The organism is Shewanella septentrionalis, from assembly GCF_025370265.1.
Classification (GTDB): domain Bacteria; phylum Pseudomonadota; class Gammaproteobacteria; order Enterobacterales; family Shewanellaceae; genus Shewanella; species Shewanella hafniensis.
On record NZ_JAMTCC010000030.1, the window covers coordinates 1 to 15,968 of the forward strand.

Sequence of the window (15,968 nt, forward strand, 5' to 3'; positions counted from 1 at the left end):
AACTGTTTTCAACCGGCCAGCGCATTTGGACAGCATGCGCTGGTCATCATGGACGGCGCAGGCTGGCATCAACAGGATTTGGCCGATGACTTTGATAATCTGACGCTTCTCAAGTTGCCACCTTATTCACCGGAGTTAAATCCGATAGAGCAGGTATGGCAATGGCTGTGTCAACATGTGCTGGCTAATCGTTGTTTTAGTGGTTACGACGATATTGTCGAACAGTGCTCTATCGCATGGAATACCCTCATTGAGAAGAAAGCAAGAGTGATAGAATTGTGTACCAGACAATGGGCAATTATGACCAGTTAGTTAATGGAATTGGTATAAAAAGCGAAATAGACTGATACTACAGATGACCAACAAAATTTTAAAAATGACCCTCGGTCAAAAGTGGGTTATGGTCACAAAGGGAGGAATGAGATTGTAAACGGATTAAAATCAAAAATCCCATGCTAATTAATAGCATGGGATTCATGAATGTTGGCGGAGCGGACGGGACTCGAACCCGCGACCCCCGGCGTGACAGGCCGGTATTCTAACCAACTGAACTACCGCTCCAAATTCTTCCATATCTAATATCTGACGAGTTTTAAACCCGCTAACCTCAGCGTGACAGGCCGCTGAAGCTAAAACAGAAATATGATAATCAAACTGACTTATTAAGGCTTCTGCTTAAGATGCGAAGAATAATACGGTTGAGCCCTGCGGGCGTCAACCGTTTTTTTACTTATATTTTTCATTTGATTAAAAAAAAACCAAATCAATATTTGAGCTTGATTTATGTCCCAAATATCGCTGAAACGCCGCAGTTCAAAGTGATTAATCAAACACATCAAGTGACTGCGAACTATCGGTCTTTATCCGCTTCATCTGGCATAGTGAGATCGATTTCATCTAACGAAGGCGCTGCAGCTGAATTCGCTGATGCTTCCTCCAATAAACGTGACTCAGCGGCAGCTAAGGCCTGCGCTAGACTTTGGCGTTTACGCCACACAATTAATCCCACCACGCCCAAGACTAATAAGATAGTGTTGATTGTGATGATCCAAAACATGGCATCTTTCTTCGCAAGTTCTTCTTCCTCTGCCGCTTTTTGTGCAGCAACAGCAGCTAACTCTTCGGCGCTCGGTGGTGGCTCTGGTGGCTGAATTAAGTTGAAAAATAGCTCAGGTAAATCAAGCACAATCTCTCGACCAGTAATCGTTGTCGTCGCCACGAAACCTTTAATACGATAACTACCAAACTCAGTCACAGTCGGTAAATCTAATTCAGAGTCCGGCTCAGTAAGGCCATTCACCGTTAAAGGCAGTTGTAAGCCAGCAGGACCCACCAACTCAAAGGAAAAATGCGTTTCAGCCAGTTGCAGCACAGCACTATCTACGTGCAACATGATCTTCCATTGCCCTGTTAACGGATCGTCTGGGGTAATGACTTCTAAATTAATTGGCCGCGGCGATAATCTAAACGGAAATGAAATCTGCCGCTCAAACACGTTGTTGCGTGCCTGCACCACAAACTCATAATCACCCCAAGGCTGCTTTACATTGAGATTACTGGTAAATACGCCATCATCGGGTTTTTCATCATAATCTTCACCATTGTCTTTATAGGAACCAACAATAATGTCACCCGCGGCAAAATTCTCATCGCCGGCCCTGTGCTTACTCACAAAATGAGCCGTCCACTCCACCAGAAAGTCGAGTCCCGGCATGCGCACACGCTGAGCATCCCCCATCAACTGGGCGACAATTTTAACTTGCTCACCTTGGAATAGCGGCTGCGGCAAAGGCTGCACTTCGATTTCGAGTTTAGAGAGTTTTTTGAGGGTCGAACCAGGGACGACTTTGCCCACCAACTGCCAAGGTCCAGGCATAGGTGACTCAATGTAAATAATGTCGCCAGTAATACCATCGACCCACTTAACGGTTTCGGGATGGCGATTGGCATACCATTTACTGCCATCGGGCAACACTATCACTACTGGCGCAGAGCCGTATTCACGCTCAACTAACAGCGTCATATTATCGACCATATGGTCGATACGAAAACGGTTTTTAAGCTCTGAGGCCGTCTCCAATCCTACAATCGGGGCAGCCTTAGGCGACTTAACAACTTTTTGAGTGGGCTCTTGGTCGGCGGCCAATACAGACGTCACACCCACAAGCGGTGTAGTGACAGCAAGGCAAAGCGCTAAAATAAGTTTATGGCACGACATCGGCATAATGATTTTTCTATCCTCTCCAGAGGCATTTACCTGATTTTTCGACTAAATCAAGGCGTTGTTCATGCATAGTCAATTCATCGGCCGATGCGCCGATCACTTTAAGATTAAGTGATTGCGGATCAAAACGTTGGATCCCCCCCGCTTCCTGCCCCGCTTCTTCGTTAGACAAATTAAACTTTGTCTGCCCGCCTGTCATGATCAAATAAACATCGGCGAGGATCTCGGCATCGAGTAAAGCGCCGTGGTACTCGCGGCGAGACGTATCCACACCGTAACGCTTACAGAGAGCGTCAAGATTGTTTTTCTGGCCGGGATGCAGGAACTTAGCAATTTCTAAGGTATCGAGGATCTGACAAATATCAGCGGTTTTTGGTCCACGCGGCTGCAACAGTGAAAACTCATGATCCATAAAGCTCACGTCGAAGTTCGCGTTATGGGCGACGATTTCAGCGCCGTCGATAAAGTTGATAAAGTCTTGAGCAACTTGATGAAAACGCGGCTCTTTGGAAACGCGCTCATCGGTAATACCGTGAACGGCGATGGCTTCAGGATCGATGGCTTGACCTGGATTGATATATTGGTGGTAATAACGCCCCGTCAAACGACGGTTCACCACTTCCACACAACCAATCTCGATGATCCTATGGCCTAAATAGATGGCACCGCTGCCCTGGTTCATACCTGTGGTTTCGGTATCCAAAATAACCTGACGGCTAGCATTAGAGATAATATTCATGTTTTTATGCGCTTCTTATGACAATTTTTGGTTATACTCGGCCGAAATTCCCGGCTATGGTAACAATTTGATGACTGAACTAAAACTGATCCACATCTTCACCGACGGTTCTTGCTTAGGCAATCCCGGTCCTGGCGGCTATGGCATTGTAATGAATTATAAAGGCCATACAAAGGAGATGTCCGACGGTTTTGCGCTCACGACCAATAATCGCATGGAGTTATTAGCTCCCATCATAGCGTTAGAAAGCTTGAAAGAGCCTTGCCAAGTCGTGCTCACCAGCGACAGCCAATATATGCGCCAAGGCATAATGACGTGGATCCATGGCTGGAAGAAAAAAGGCTGGATGACCTCAAACCGTACCCCAGTCAAAAACGTTGATCTATGGAAACGATTAGATAAAGCCTCACAGATGCACACTATCGACTGGCAATGGGTTAAAGGCCACGCAGGACACGCCGAAAACGAACGTTGCGACGTGCTAGCTCGCACTGCGGCAGAATCTAAACCAACCCAACCCGACTTAGGCTACCAGCCTTAACTCTGTGGCCCTTACTTAAACGAGCTAAGTTTGAACAACCCAAGTTCATACAAGCTAAATTCGAAAGTAAGTTAGAAAACTGAATTAGAAAAGTGAGTTCGATGCCATCACGCCTAAGCTAAATGCTGAGGCGTGATGATTTATTTCGCGATTAATCTCACCGTTTAAGCCCACCGTCAACATTAACCTCTTAAACAAATCGCTTAGGCTCACTGTTTACAAGGACCATTGCTATAAAAAGTTTATTTAACTTCTACACCTGCGATATTGAAAAAATTCTCACAAAACTGCACAAAAGCTTGACCTAAGGATGTCGCCTGACGGCTCTTATGGGTGATGCGATAAAACTGCCGCTCTAGCACTAATCCCTCAATCGTGACTAACGCCAACTCTTTGCGGCTGATTTCTTTCTCCAGCGCCAGCTCAGATAACACCCCAAGCCCAGCACCTTGTTTCACCGCCAGTTTAATCGCATCCGGCGTAGTAAAGCAGAATTTGGCTTCTGGCTGCATATCCAACTCATTGGCAGCATTGACAAAATACTCACGAGTGCCCGAGCCTTCTTCGCGTAACACCCATGACTGGCCTCTCACTTGCGCCGGTTTAACCACTTTCCCCGCCAGAGGATGCGCCGAATGACAAAACACCAGCAGCCTATCCTTATGCCAAGCTTCAACACTCAAACGATTATCGGTGCAATGACCTTCGATAAAGCCCATTTCAGATCGGAACTGCGCAACCGCTTGGATCACATCTTGAGTATTTGTGATCGCCACATCCACATGGGTTTGAGTGTGCTGCTGACAAAATGCCACTGCGGCTTTCGCCATCAGATAGTTACCTATGGTCGAACTGGCACTGATACTTAACCGCCCAACCAAATCGCCACCATGGTAGGTAAATGCCTGCTCAATTTGCTCGACACGGTGCAATAAATCCGTCGCCAGTGGCAACAGTAAATTGCCCTGCGAGTTCAGCTGTAATCGATTGCCAATGCGCTCGAATAGGCGGGCATTGAGCTGTTTTTCTAACTCAGCCAAAGCCATAGAAGTGGCCGGTGGTGATAAATTAACCTGCTCCGCTGCCTTTGCGACTTGGCCGCTACGTGCCACAGCCTCAAATACCGCCAGTTGTCTTAAGGTGATCCGCATATTAAAACCTATACTAAAAAAGAAATGGCTTATCAGTTTTCCGAATGCTCTGATAAATGCCCTGAACGTCCCGCGGTCGGTGCCGTGGTCCAATTCGTTTGCCGCACCTTACGTTTATCGCGAATAGGCGTGAGTGGCGACTCGAGTTTACGCGCCACAATCAAATACAAACTGCCCGCACTAGGAAGCCATGACGCTAAACTCTGTTGAAACAATTTACCTTGGTTGAAATCACCCATTAAGGGGTGATAGACCAAACGCTCATCGCCCACCACTTGATAACCCAATAAACCTAACCAATCTCGCACCCTTGATGGCATAAAGAAGCGGCCATTCCATGGGAGACAATCCTGGTACTTAGGCCATAACTTACCCAAAAATACTGGACTCAAGGGATTAAAACCGACGATAAAAAGATAGCCTCCAGCGATGAGAACCCTATCGGTTTCACGAAGAATACGGTAAGGATCGGGTTCAAATTCGAGCAATAGACTCATGACCACCGCATCTATCGCGGCATTTTGCAGGGGTAAATGGCAAAAATCACCTTCAATTGAGGCGCCTTGAGATGACGAGAGTGAAAAATGATGGGCCACTGGCGATGCCATACTCGATAATTCGGCACTCAAAGGCCCTAACTTTAACAAATGATAACCAAAGACTCTTGGCCACCAATCTTCAAGCTGCTTAGCAACGGCTTGTTGCAGCGCTTCACCATTGGGCAAGTCGCTCCATTGTTCGGGTTTGAGCTCAGTACTAAAATGCGACACAGAGTTCCTCCGTTAGCTTGGTAGACAAGTATCCAATTGGGTCAAAGATTGCTGCCATTTAGCCATAGGGCAAAAGCGGCAAAGGTCGCCAAGGGCCGTTCACTCATGGATAATACCTTTATCTTCGAATTGAAATACAGACATAGGCGGTTCTATGCTCACTATAACAGCGATCAAAGCCTTTAATGACAATTATATCTGGGTGTTACAACAACAGCCTCATACACAGGTTTATGTCGTCGATCCCGGCGATGCGAGTGTGGTTATTGACTATCTAGAGGCCAATCAACTCACGCTAGTGGGAATTTTACTGACCCACCACCACAATGACCATACGGGTGGCGTAACTGAACTTCAAGCCTACAGTCAAGACCGACTCACAGTGTATGGCCCAGATAATGAGAAGATTGAAGGCATCACCCATCCGCTGCACGCAACAGCGCAGCCCAGATTTACACTCGAGTATATCAGTGGCGAGCTGCAAGTCTTAGATGTACCGGGGCACACTGCAGGACATATCGCCTACGTTATTGCAGATGCCTTATTTTGCGGTGATACCTTATTTAGCGGTGGCTGCGGACGCTTATTTGAAGGTACGCCAGCGCAAATGCTCAACTCACTACAGCAACTTGCCCAGCTTCCCGCCGACACTCGGGTGTATTGTGCCCATGAGTACACACTTTCAAACCTCAAATTTGCCCTCGCGGTCAACCCCAACAATTGCGCGCTGCAAGACTATAACGAACGCGCCATACAGTTGCGTCGCCAAGACAAAGCGACTATCCCCTCCACCATCGCTTTAGAGCGCGCCATCAATCCCTTTCTACGTGCCAGCGACACTGAGATTGTTGACAGCATAAAACAGCATTTTAGCGATCTAAATCATGCCAATTTAGACGAACTTGGCGGTTTCACCCTGCTCAGACAGTGGAAAGATAATTTTTGATCACAAAAGCAATATTATAGTTTGAAATTTAAACAGTTTTTCCCATTTTTGATGATGTAAATCAAAAATGGCCTTACATTATGTACGATAATTAAGGGACAAGATCGAAAAGATCCCATAGAATGGCTCGTTTTGCGTGAAAACTTTGCGCGCTGCGTCGTCTTTATCTTCATATAAAACATACTGTTACTATAAAGAAAAGCTATGCACTAACAGAGGACTACCGTTTTCAATGAGAGTATCACTTTATGTTGTTGTAGGGGGATTTGCCCTACTCACAGGTTGTCAGACATTAGACAACCATGGCGTTAATCAGACAGAAGTTGAAGCCGTCACAACCGAAAATACAGTCCCAGAATATTATCTCGCAACTGAGGCTCCGTCGGCGCAAATTACCGATGTGTGGGAACGAATACGTCAAGGTATGCAGTTACCGGTTCCAGATCAAAAATTGGTAAACCAATATCGCGATTGGTACATCAAAAATCCGCAGCATCTAGAGATCATCTCAGAGCGTGCTGCACCTTATATGTACCTGATCGTGGAAGAGCTTGAAAAGCGTCATCTTCCAATTGAGATCGCTCTATTACCTATTATAGAAAGCGCCTTTGATCCATCGGCGTCTTCAGCAAGTGCGGCATCGGGTTTGTGGCAATTCACCACGCCTATGGCCAGCCATTTCGGTTTAGAAATGAACTGGTGGTACGATGGTCGCCGTGATGTGCCCGCTTCAACGACTGCGGCGCTCGACATGTTGGAATATCTTTACGATAAAACCAATAACAATTGGCTTTATGCTATTGCGGCCTATAACTCGGGTGAGTCTCGGGTGCTCAATGCGATTAAACGTAACGAGAAGAAAGGCTTAAAAACCGACTTTTGGTCATTGGATTTACCCAGTGAAACCGAACGCTACGTGCCACAATTGCTGGCGCTGGCTGAAGTCATTAAACACGCCGATGAATATGGCATCACTTTAGCGCCAATTGACAACATCCCTACAATTGAAGTGGTTGATATTGATAGCCAAATTGATTTAGCCATGGCGGCAGGTTTGGCCAATATGACTACGCTTGAGCTACAAAAACTCAATCCTGGTTATAACCGCTGGGCCACTTCGCCACTGGGGCCGCACACTTTAGTATTACCGATTGATAAATCGGAAGAATTTAAAAAGGCGCTCGCCGAAACAGAAACCGAAGATAGGATCAGTTGGCTACGCTACACGATCAAATCAGGTGACAGTATTGGCAAAATTGCGAAGCAGCACCACACGACTATAAATGCAATTCGCGCCGCCAACGGCATGAAAAACAATACCATAGTCGCGGGCAAGCATTTGATTATTCCTGTCGATGCGCAAGACAAACAGCTCTATGCCCTGTCGACTCAGCAACAATTGCCGAAGAAATCGCACGCTGCGACTGAATCGACAAAAATTGCCTATCAGGTTAAGTCTGGTGACACACTTTCTGAAATCGCCCAAGCCCATAAAGTGACAGTGAAACAACTTAGCGTTTGGAACAAATTAGGTAAGAGTGACAAGCTACAAAATGGTCAAAAACTGGTGATCTTAGCGCCGAAAAATCTTGAGCAAACTGCGCAAATTCGCACTGTGAGTTATAAGGTCAAATCCGGTGATTCACTTGCCCGTATCGCCAGCAAATTTAACGTGACTGTGGCCGAGCTATTAGAATGGAATAGCCTAGCGCAATCACAATATTTGCAACCAGGGCAAGTGATCAAATTAGTGGTCGATGAAAGTAAGTTGAGCGCATAAAACTAAGCAGGCACAGAGTTCGAGCTGATTAATGCTCTACAGCGTCAGCAAGTTTGAACCACAAATAACAAAAAGGCAGCAACCCTATCGGATTACTGCCTTTTTCTATTAAGGGCCTTTTCAATTATGAGAACCGGCGTTATTCCATTGTCAGTAATAAGACAACGGGCGCCATAACAACGGCATCAGACTCTAATGCCTTAGCAGCAAAATGCGCTTCTAAACGAGCACCATCTGCGGGTATACCAGCAAACGCTTTGGGCGGAATGCTAAAGGAAGTAGTGATCACTTTCCCCGCTGCCAATTGGCTATCGCGTAGCGCTTGGGTAAACATCATATCATCAGACCATGCCCACAGACGTTTGCCCTCCTGCGTTACCAGCCATAAATCCGCTGTCATGCCTGAATTATATCGAAGGCCGACGGCATAGGTTTGTGGATTGGTCACAGTCAACGTTGCCTTAACTGGCTGCTTGAAATCCACAAACGGCTCTAAGGCTAACTCACCGCGAAGCAGTCCTGGCGTAGCATCAGTCATCATAGGTTCAACCTTTAATGTCGGCGTACTTTTAAGGCCTGAAACATCGAGCGCCAGATCGGCAGCGCGAACAATCTCAGGCTGAACAGCCGTGGCTGTTGTCGTCTCCCCCTTGGTAGACGAACTCGTATCAGCGGCTTCTGGCGCAGAGCAAGCAACCAGTTGCCCTCCGACAAAAGCACTCGCGCCAACAAGCAATGCGTAGCGCATTGGAGCAACCATTAGAAACCTCCTAGTTTTTTCAGTAAGGAGTCTTTTAATTTTTCCTTAGCTTTGTCGGTTTCTTCTTTTAACTGATTATTCAGTAACGCTTGAGTATCCAAGGCATATTCAGTTTTTTGGAAAGTCCCGGTAATAGCCAACGGAATGTCAATTCCCGCCAGCGCATCTTTGTCGCTACCGCCCTGACCTTTTAATGAATTCACTAGGCTAGTCGTTAATCGGTAGTCTAAGGCTTCAGTCAATATATTCGCCGTGCCTTTGCCCGCCAAACGCAATAAAGGTGAAGACATGGCAAGATCTGGATTAGTGGCAACGCCGTTATCCAGCGAGAAACTGCCACTCAGACTCGAGAAGTCGGTTTTGCGTTCTTCCTTGGTTTCTGGCGATAAGTCGCCCTTTAACTTAGCTTGGGCACTGCGGATCATCTGCGGAATGTTAACCCCGTACAAAGCCCCGTCATTAATATCGAAATGACCATTAGCTAATAGATTTTTCTTTAACTGCTCAGGGATCAAACTCTTACCTTTACCCTTCACATCAAAGTTGGCCGTGCCTGCCAGTAAATCCACATCCGCCGCATCTTTCAGCAAAGAACGAATTTGTACCCCCGTCACTTTCTTATCAAATTGATAACTGGCCACCGCTTGACGCGCATCAACCTGAGCGCTCACCAGTAATTGACCTTGGTATAAATCCGCATTCAATTTGGTTAAATCTAACACGCCATTTTTAATCCCCACGTCCATCAACCAATTTTGAGTCGACAGATTCGCGACCTTAATCGACTTAACGGTCAACTTGAGTTTTACATCAAGCTGCTTAAGAGCCGATAAATCAGGCTCAACTGCCTGCGTGCTTGCCGCGGCTACTTGTTCTGTTACGGCAGCGGTCTCCGTTTTAGGTAACAGCGTATCTAAATCGATATCGCCGACTTGAAAATCAGCATTGATTTGCGGAATTTTTGTGGCGTAATTCACACCAACTTTACCCGCAGCGGTAATGCTCGCCGCGGTAAGCTGCACAATATCGACGGATAATTGCTGTTTATCCAACGCAATTTGAGTCGCTAAGCTAATCGATGTTTCGAGTTTCTTATTGGGAATACTCTCACCTTCCACCACAGTGTCAATTTTGAGTCCATTGACGACGAGTTGCGTCAAGTCTCGGCTTAGTTTTAGCTCACCTTTACCTTCGCTACTTATCGTCATATCCGGCATGGTTGCACTAAATTCAAAGGCGATGGGCGCAAATGTATCTAAAGTAAACTCACCTAAGGTGAATCTTTTTAAGCTAAAGACTTGAGTTTGCTTTTTCGCTTCGTCAATCATATTAATTTGAGTATTGGTGATTGAAACGCCGCCAATATTAATATCGTTCAATTTGGCATTTGAGGACATTTCGGTCGCTGGAGTTGCGGCTTGTTTGCTATTATCACCACTTAATCCATCAAAACTGCTAGTGCCATTCTTGCGAGTCACTAAATTAATGGTTGCGCCATCGAGACTCAATTCGGCAATTTCAATTTTCTGACTAAACAATGGCATCAACGCCACTTCGGCAACGGCTTTGTTGACTTCTAACATAGCCTTAGGGGTAAATCCCTCTGGATTAGATAAAGACACGCCACCTAAATTAATGCCGATAACAGGGAAAAAGGTCCAAGATAAATCGTCTGTTATGACTAATTCACGACCCGTTTGTTTTTTCACGGCATCGACTATTTCAGGTTTAAAATCATTAGGGTCGAAAAATACGGTGAGATAAACGGTGACTAAAAGAATGAGCGTCACCACTAAGGCCAAGAGCCACTTAATGAATTTCATACAAATATCCTTATCAAAAACAACTTGAATTTAAAGCGACTAATTCATTTAAAAATGTTAATTTAAAAATGCAAAGTTCAACATCTCATCACTTACTGCAATACCATTTTCATCGGCATACAGCATCATACCGGGCTTAACCATTACGCCGCCCATATCGACAGCAACATTAATTTGGCCTTGATCTAACTTCTCGGTTTTTATCGGCATGGCACCTAAGGCATAAACACCTAAACTAAAAGTATTTAATCGGGCCACATCACGAACACATCCATTGATCACTATCCCTTGCCAGCCATTATCCAGCGCGCTTTGCGCGATAAGATCGCCTAACAAGGCGCGGCGCAGAGAGCCTCCCCCATCGACAACCAAAACTTTACCATGCCCATCCTGTGCAAGTATTTCTTTTACCTTAGAATTATCTTCAAAACACTTGACTGTGACTATCTCGCCCCAAAACAGCCGCTTAGCGCCATAGGGTTTAAATGCGAGGGGAAGTAACTGTAATTTAGACGGATAGTGGTCAAATAAATCTGGTAGTAGATCAAGCATTTGAATCTCCATAATAGCCTATCACTTTAGACTAACCATAATTGTAGACCCCGACAAGGGCAAAGCCAAAATCAGCATTTTTTATTTAATTTTAACCAGCAAACGCTTGGTGTATATTGGCATAGGCACTATAATCTGCGATAGTTAACGTCATATGACACCTGTTAATGTTTCATAAGAATGTTTCATCAATCTGTTCTCACACCTCTTTGTTATAAAGCGAAAACCAAATGACTACTGATATTGATTTACAGAGCGCAATCGCGGCTCTAGATGAATATGGATATGATAAAAAAGTCTCAACGGATCTTGAGCAAGCACGTAACAAGCAACAAATGGGTAAATATATTAAATCCCTCGACTATAGTTTACGTCGATTATTGATATTACAAGAAACAGTTAACGAGTTAGTTGAAGAAAAGAAACATCAATTAGCCCAGCAAGAAAACATTCAAACCTACAAAACAAAAATCATTAACTTGTCGAGAGAATTTAACATTTCTTACGATGAAGTCTTAGCGCTGATGTCATCATCTAAATCTAAGAATTAAACATAACGCTATTCTGCTCTATCATTAAGCCGTCAATTTTTTCGGCTAACACCTGCATATGCCATATAACGAAATATATAATTTTTCAGTTATATGGCAATAGGATCTGCTTGCCATTATTTGCTGAGTGTTAACGATTTCATTTCATCAGTAACTGTGTTGACTTCACTTCCTCACTGTAATTTGTGCAACGATTCGGCATAAAAAAAGCAGAGCCTGAGCTCTGCTAATTTATATCAATATGCGAACTTATTTGTTTTGCATTAATTGACGAATATATTTCACTGGCGCGCTGCCGTAACTCAAGAATTGTTCGTGGAAGGTTTTAAGATCAAAATCTTTGCCTTGCGCTTTCTTGTATTCGTCACGGAAATCATAGATTTCACGATAACCTGAATAGTAGCTCGTCAGCTGAACTTGGCTAAGCGTGGCGCGGCGCCACTTGCCTTCGGCTTCTGCCTGCTGTTGGAAGGCTTCGTTCATCATCAGGGCGATGGCTTGCTCTTCGGTCATGCCTTTTACATGAATGCTGTAATCCAAAATAGTGTTACAGATAACGCGTAAATTCCACTTGTAGTACATCAACCACATTTCTGGCTCAAAATTACCATAACCTTCTTCTAGCATCATACGCTCGGTATATACCGCCCAGCCTTCGACCATAGCGCCATTACCGAATAAACTTTTCACTAAACTTGGAGATTGATTAGAGTAAACAAGTTGAGTGTAGTGCCCTGGGATGGCTTCATGAATATTGAGAATTTGCAGGATCCAGTGATTATATTCACGTAAATAACTCTCGGCAGACGCATCACTCATGCCATCGAGCGGCGTCACGTTATAATAAGTATTTCCTGATTTCTCATAAGGTCCCGGTGCACTAATTGAAGCGCCAGCATAACCGCGCATATATTCCGGTGTTTCACGAACGACCAGTGGTTTGTTAGGATCTAATGTCACTAAGTTTTTATTATTTACAAATTCAATTAACTCAGGAATTTGCTTACGCACTTCATTCACGAATTCATCGCGCTGAACATGTTTAGTTGATAATTTATCGATTAATTGACGAATAGCGAGCTTACTATCCGCAGGTTTTGGCGTAATAAAATATTTAGGCCATAACTTATCGGTAATTTTTGCCATTTCCCCTTGAACACGGTCTTTATCGGCTACGGCTTTTTGATACAGCTGTTTCGCCGTCATGCCCGCTTGAATATCAAAGGCAAATTTTTGCTCATATAACGCTTCGCCAATTCTAAAACTACGGGCACCGTCCTTCTTGAGTTGAACCACTAACTTGTCTAACCAAGCGATATGGCCGTTAATTGCGGCAGTAGCGGCATCAAAACGTGTTTTAAATAATGCTTTTTCCGTTGCCGTTAGACCAGAATCGCCGACCTGTTTTAATAAGTCATCGGAAAACACCGAAAATGCACCTTGGTTTTGCATCACGGCTAATTCGGTATGTTCCAATGTCGGCTTGCTAATGTTTGCCTGCGCGGCAGCATAATAAGCCGGAACATTTTCTAACCGCGCCAATACCGAACGTAATCTGTCATCTAAAGGGGCAAAGTTTTCATTGATGATTTGGGCAAAACCGCCCGATACATTATAACTTGAAGGATCCCACTGCCAAGATTTAAAACTGTCAATTTCCCATGCCATGCTGCCGAGTAAATTGTCGATCAGATGGTAATCAATCAGTTCATTCGGCGTGAGCGACTTTTGCTCGAACTGGGTCAATTTGGCTTGCTGCGCTTTCACAAACGCTAAGGTTTTCGCACGACCAGCCGCATCGGGGATTTCAAGATAGCCATCGTTAACATGCTTGCCACTGTATAAGGCCCAGGTCGGTGATAATTCCCACAGCGAATCAATAAAGGAGGCTGAAAATTGCTCAAATGATGGGGCTTTAACTTCAGGTGCAACCACAGGCTCGGTTTGAATGGTATGGGATTGACAACCAGCAAGGCCGGCCAGCGATAACACTATCGCAAGGGAAATAGCGGATTTTTTCATTATTATGAGTCCTTTGTTGATATTTATCAGGCATGCAAAAAATTACCTAAGTTAATCATATTGTCCCAATAATTGCAGCAGTGTTAGCCGCGAATACATCTACGGTTACAAAATTGTGAGTTCTCGATATTTATGCCGCTTACCATTCATCTATTCGAGGTAAAATTCCCACTTTGCCAAACGAAATCAGATAATGATAATCGCCAATTCTGTTTCACCTCCTGATATACCCAAGCTACCTGAATATACGAGTTTCAGAGCGCCTAGGGGCTCCAATTCAAGGCACATCAATGACAGAATGTCGGCTACCTTTTGAATTGATGCAACATAGAAGTGGAGTGCCCTAGGCGCTCCGTTCCGGCGGCTGATGTTAACCACGGGGTAACGCACTTTATGCCGCGTTGGTTATTTTTAACTTAGCCCACTAGGTCTGTAAATAACCGAAATCGCCATGGATGGCGTGAATGCCATTTATGCAGGAGCAATAAATGGCCTTGCCCAAAGTGCGTTAAATTACCGCTGAATCCTGCATCTTCAGGTTGTTTGGGTATATAATATCGCCCTGCTCCGCTGTTAACGCGTTGGCGTAACAGTTTGCTTATACATTATTGACCTGACCCTTTACCTGAGACATTCAATGCCATTTTCCAAACTTGGATTAAGCGATCCGATTTTAAGAGCCATCACTGAGCTCGGCTATTCACAACCTACTCCAATCCAAGAAAAAGCCATTCCGGTGATCTTGAAAGGTAAAAACCTGCTGGCTGGCGCGCAAACGGGTACAGGTAAAACCGCCAGTTTTGTGTTGCCAATACTGCAAATGTTCGCCGATATGCCGAAAATTCGGGCTAAACGCGTTCGCGCCTTGATCTTAACCCCAACCCGCGAATTGGCCGTTCAGGTTGAAGACAATATTGCCAAATACGCAAAATACCTGCCGCTGACCTCTATGGCCATGTATGGTGGCGTCGATGCCGCACCACAGAAACAACGCCTTATCGAAGGCGTCGATATTCTGGTAGCGACCCCCGGTAGATTGCTCGATATGTACACCCAAAGAGCGATTCATTTCGATGAAATCTCGGTATTAGTCCTAGACGAAGCCGATAGAATGCTCGATATGGGATTTATCGAAGACATCAATAAAATCATCGAACGTCTGCCAACAGAACGCCAAAATCTGTTGTTTTCGGCAACCTTATCTAAGCAAGTGCGCTTTTTAGCGAAAACAGCGGTTGAAAACCCTGTTGAGATTGAAATTGCCCGCGACAGTGCGAACGCACCGCAAATCGACCAATGGTTGATCACTGTCGATAAAGATAAAAAGTCTGCCCTGTTAAGCAAACTCATCACTGAGCAAGCTTGGGAACAGGCACTGATCTTTATCCAGACTAAACAAGGTGCCGCCAAACTGGTCAGCCAACTCGAAAAACGCGGTATTGCCGCCGAAGCCATTCACAGTGGTCGCAGCCAAGCGGTACGCGAGCAATTATTAGTCGATTTCAAGTCCGGAAAACTGCGCTTTTTAGTGGCGACCGGCGTGGCTTCCCGCGGTATCGATATCGACGCCCTCACCCGCGTGGTCAACTATGATCTGCCCGATGAAGCCGACGATTATATTCACCGTATTGGCCGAACCGGTCGTGCTGGCGCCTGCGGCGAAGCCATCTCCTTTGTTTCCAAAGATGATTTTAGAAACCTGTGTGCTATCGAGCGCCGTTTAGGCCACATCATAGTGCGTAAAGAAATTGAAGGCTTTGTGCCGAACAAAGAAGTGCCAGTTTCTATCCTCGATTTTGTGCCGAAAAATACCACGCCAAAAACCTTTAAAGCCCGCGCACCTGAGGCTAGAACCTCACGCCCCGCGAAAGAAGGCTCCTTTGAAACCGCCCATGCGAAAAAGCATCGCAGCGCTAAATCAAAGCCTGAGGCAAAAGCCGCTGTAGCGCGTCCACAATCCGCGCAGACTGATAACAGTAGCGAGAGTACGGGTCGCAGTGCGCCCTTTAATCCGTGGAACAGCGGTTCTAAAACGAACTGATGGCCTAATACAAAGTCATGATCCCGTATAAAGTCATGATCTAGTACCAGTCGTGACTTATTAGAAGT

At 45.2% G+C, this 15,968-nt stretch carries 14 protein-coding genes and 1 tRNA gene; 6 read left to right on the forward strand and 9 right to left on the reverse strand.

Annotation, left to right across the window (positions count from 1 at the left end; genetic code table 11):
* Positions 1–312 (forward strand): transposase (locus NE536_RS16280; RefSeq protein ID WP_261273340.1); only part of this gene is annotated, 312 nt, incomplete at its 5' end.
* Positions 313–484: 172 nt separating this feature from the next.
* Here NE536_RS16280 and NE536_RS16285 read toward each other — a convergent pair.
* The 3 genes from NE536_RS16285 to dnaQ all read right to left on the reverse strand — a co-directional run bounded on the left by NE536_RS16285 (position 485) and on the right by dnaQ (position 2,963).
* Positions 485–561 (reverse strand) — tRNA-Asp (locus NE536_RS16285).
* Between the two features lie 289 nt (positions 562–850).
* Positions 851–2,224 (reverse strand): TIGR03503 family protein, encoded by a 1,374-nt coding sequence (locus NE536_RS16290; RefSeq protein WP_261273341.1) that lies wholly within the window; start codon positions 2,222–2,224, stop codon positions 851–853.
* 10 nt (positions 2,225–2,234) lie between these two features.
* A complete protein-coding gene (dnaQ, locus tag NE536_RS16295) occupies positions 2,235–2,963 on the reverse strand; it encodes a DNA polymerase III subunit epsilon (RefSeq protein WP_261273342.1) in 729 nt (242 codons plus the stop codon).
* Positions 2,964–3,033: 70 nt separating this feature from the next.
* Here dnaQ and rnhA point away from each other — a divergent pair, with 70 nt between their 5' ends.
* Positions 3,034–3,504, forward strand: coding sequence for a ribonuclease HI (gene rnhA / locus NE536_RS16300; protein WP_006081489.1), 471 nt, complete (start codon positions 3,034–3,036; stop codon positions 3,502–3,504).
* 242 nt (positions 3,505–3,746) lie between these two features.
* Here rnhA and NE536_RS16305 read toward each other — a convergent pair whose 3' ends face one another.
* Positions 3,747–4,655, reverse strand: a complete 909-nt coding sequence (locus NE536_RS16305; protein ID WP_261273343.1) for a LysR substrate-binding domain-containing protein — start codon at positions 4,653–4,655, stop codon at positions 3,747–3,749.
* 32 nt (positions 4,656–4,687) lie between these two features.
* Positions 4,688–5,425, reverse strand: a complete 738-nt coding sequence (locus NE536_RS16310; protein ID WP_261273344.1) for a class I SAM-dependent methyltransferase — start codon at positions 5,423–5,425, stop codon at positions 4,688–4,690.
* 154 nt (positions 5,426–5,579) lie between these two features.
* On the opposite strand from NE536_RS16310, the gene gloB reads away from it, so the two are divergent.
* Both gloB and NE536_RS16320 read left to right on the forward strand, forming a co-directional pair.
* Positions 5,580–6,371, forward strand: a complete 792-nt coding sequence (gene gloB / locus NE536_RS16315) for a hydroxyacylglutathione hydrolase (RefSeq protein ID WP_261273345.1) — start codon at positions 5,580–5,582, stop codon at positions 6,369–6,371.
* A 232-nt stretch (positions 6,372–6,603) separates the two neighbouring features.
* Entirely contained in the window at positions 6,604–8,151 is a 1,548-nt protein-coding gene (locus NE536_RS16320) for a lytic transglycosylase (RefSeq protein WP_261273346.1), read from the forward strand.
* Positions 8,152–8,290: 139 nt separating this feature from the next.
* Here the strand turns inward: NE536_RS16320 and NE536_RS16325 are convergent, their stop codons facing one another.
* Genes NE536_RS16325 through NE536_RS16335 form a run of 3 tightly spaced genes read right to left on the reverse strand, consistent with a single transcriptional unit; the run spans position 8,291 to position 11,286 of the window.
* Positions 8,291–8,911, reverse strand: coding sequence for a BsuPI-related putative proteinase inhibitor (locus NE536_RS16325; protein WP_261273347.1), 621 nt, complete (start codon positions 8,909–8,911; stop codon positions 8,291–8,293).
* Positions 8,911–10,734 carry an AsmA family protein gene (locus tag NE536_RS16330; protein ID WP_261273348.1) on the reverse strand — a complete coding sequence of 608 codons (1,824 nt, stop codon included), beginning with the start codon at positions 10,732–10,734 and terminating at the stop codon, positions 8,911–8,913. Before NE536_RS16330 ends, NE536_RS16325 begins: the two co-directional genes overlap by 1 nt.
* 57 nt (positions 10,735–10,791) lie before the next feature.
* Positions 10,792–11,286 carry a putative 4-hydroxy-4-methyl-2-oxoglutarate aldolase gene (locus tag NE536_RS16335; RefSeq protein ID WP_106650374.1) on the reverse strand — a complete coding sequence of 165 codons (495 nt, stop codon included), beginning with the start codon at positions 11,284–11,286 and terminating at the stop codon, positions 10,792–10,794.
* A 230-nt stretch (positions 11,287–11,516) separates the two neighbouring features.
* Here NE536_RS16335 and NE536_RS16340 point away from each other — a divergent pair, with 230 nt between their 5' ends.
* Entirely contained in the window at positions 11,517–11,837 is a 321-nt protein-coding gene (locus tag NE536_RS16340) for a hypothetical protein (protein ID WP_261273349.1), read from the forward strand.
* A 249-nt stretch (positions 11,838–12,086) separates the two neighbouring features.
* Here the strand turns inward: NE536_RS16340 and NE536_RS16345 are convergent, their stop codons facing one another.
* Positions 12,087–13,859, reverse strand: a complete 1,773-nt coding sequence (locus tag NE536_RS16345; protein ID WP_261273350.1) for a DUF885 domain-containing protein — start codon at positions 13,857–13,859, stop codon at positions 12,087–12,089.
* A 637-nt stretch (positions 13,860–14,496) separates the two neighbouring features.
* Here NE536_RS16345 and NE536_RS16350 point away from each other — a divergent pair.
* Positions 14,497–15,900: a DEAD/DEAH box helicase gene (locus tag NE536_RS16350; RefSeq protein ID WP_261273351.1), complete on the forward strand. Its 1,404-nt coding sequence runs from the start codon at positions 14,497–14,499 to the stop codon at positions 15,898–15,900.
* The last annotated feature ends 68 nt before the right edge of the window (positions 15,901–15,968 follow it).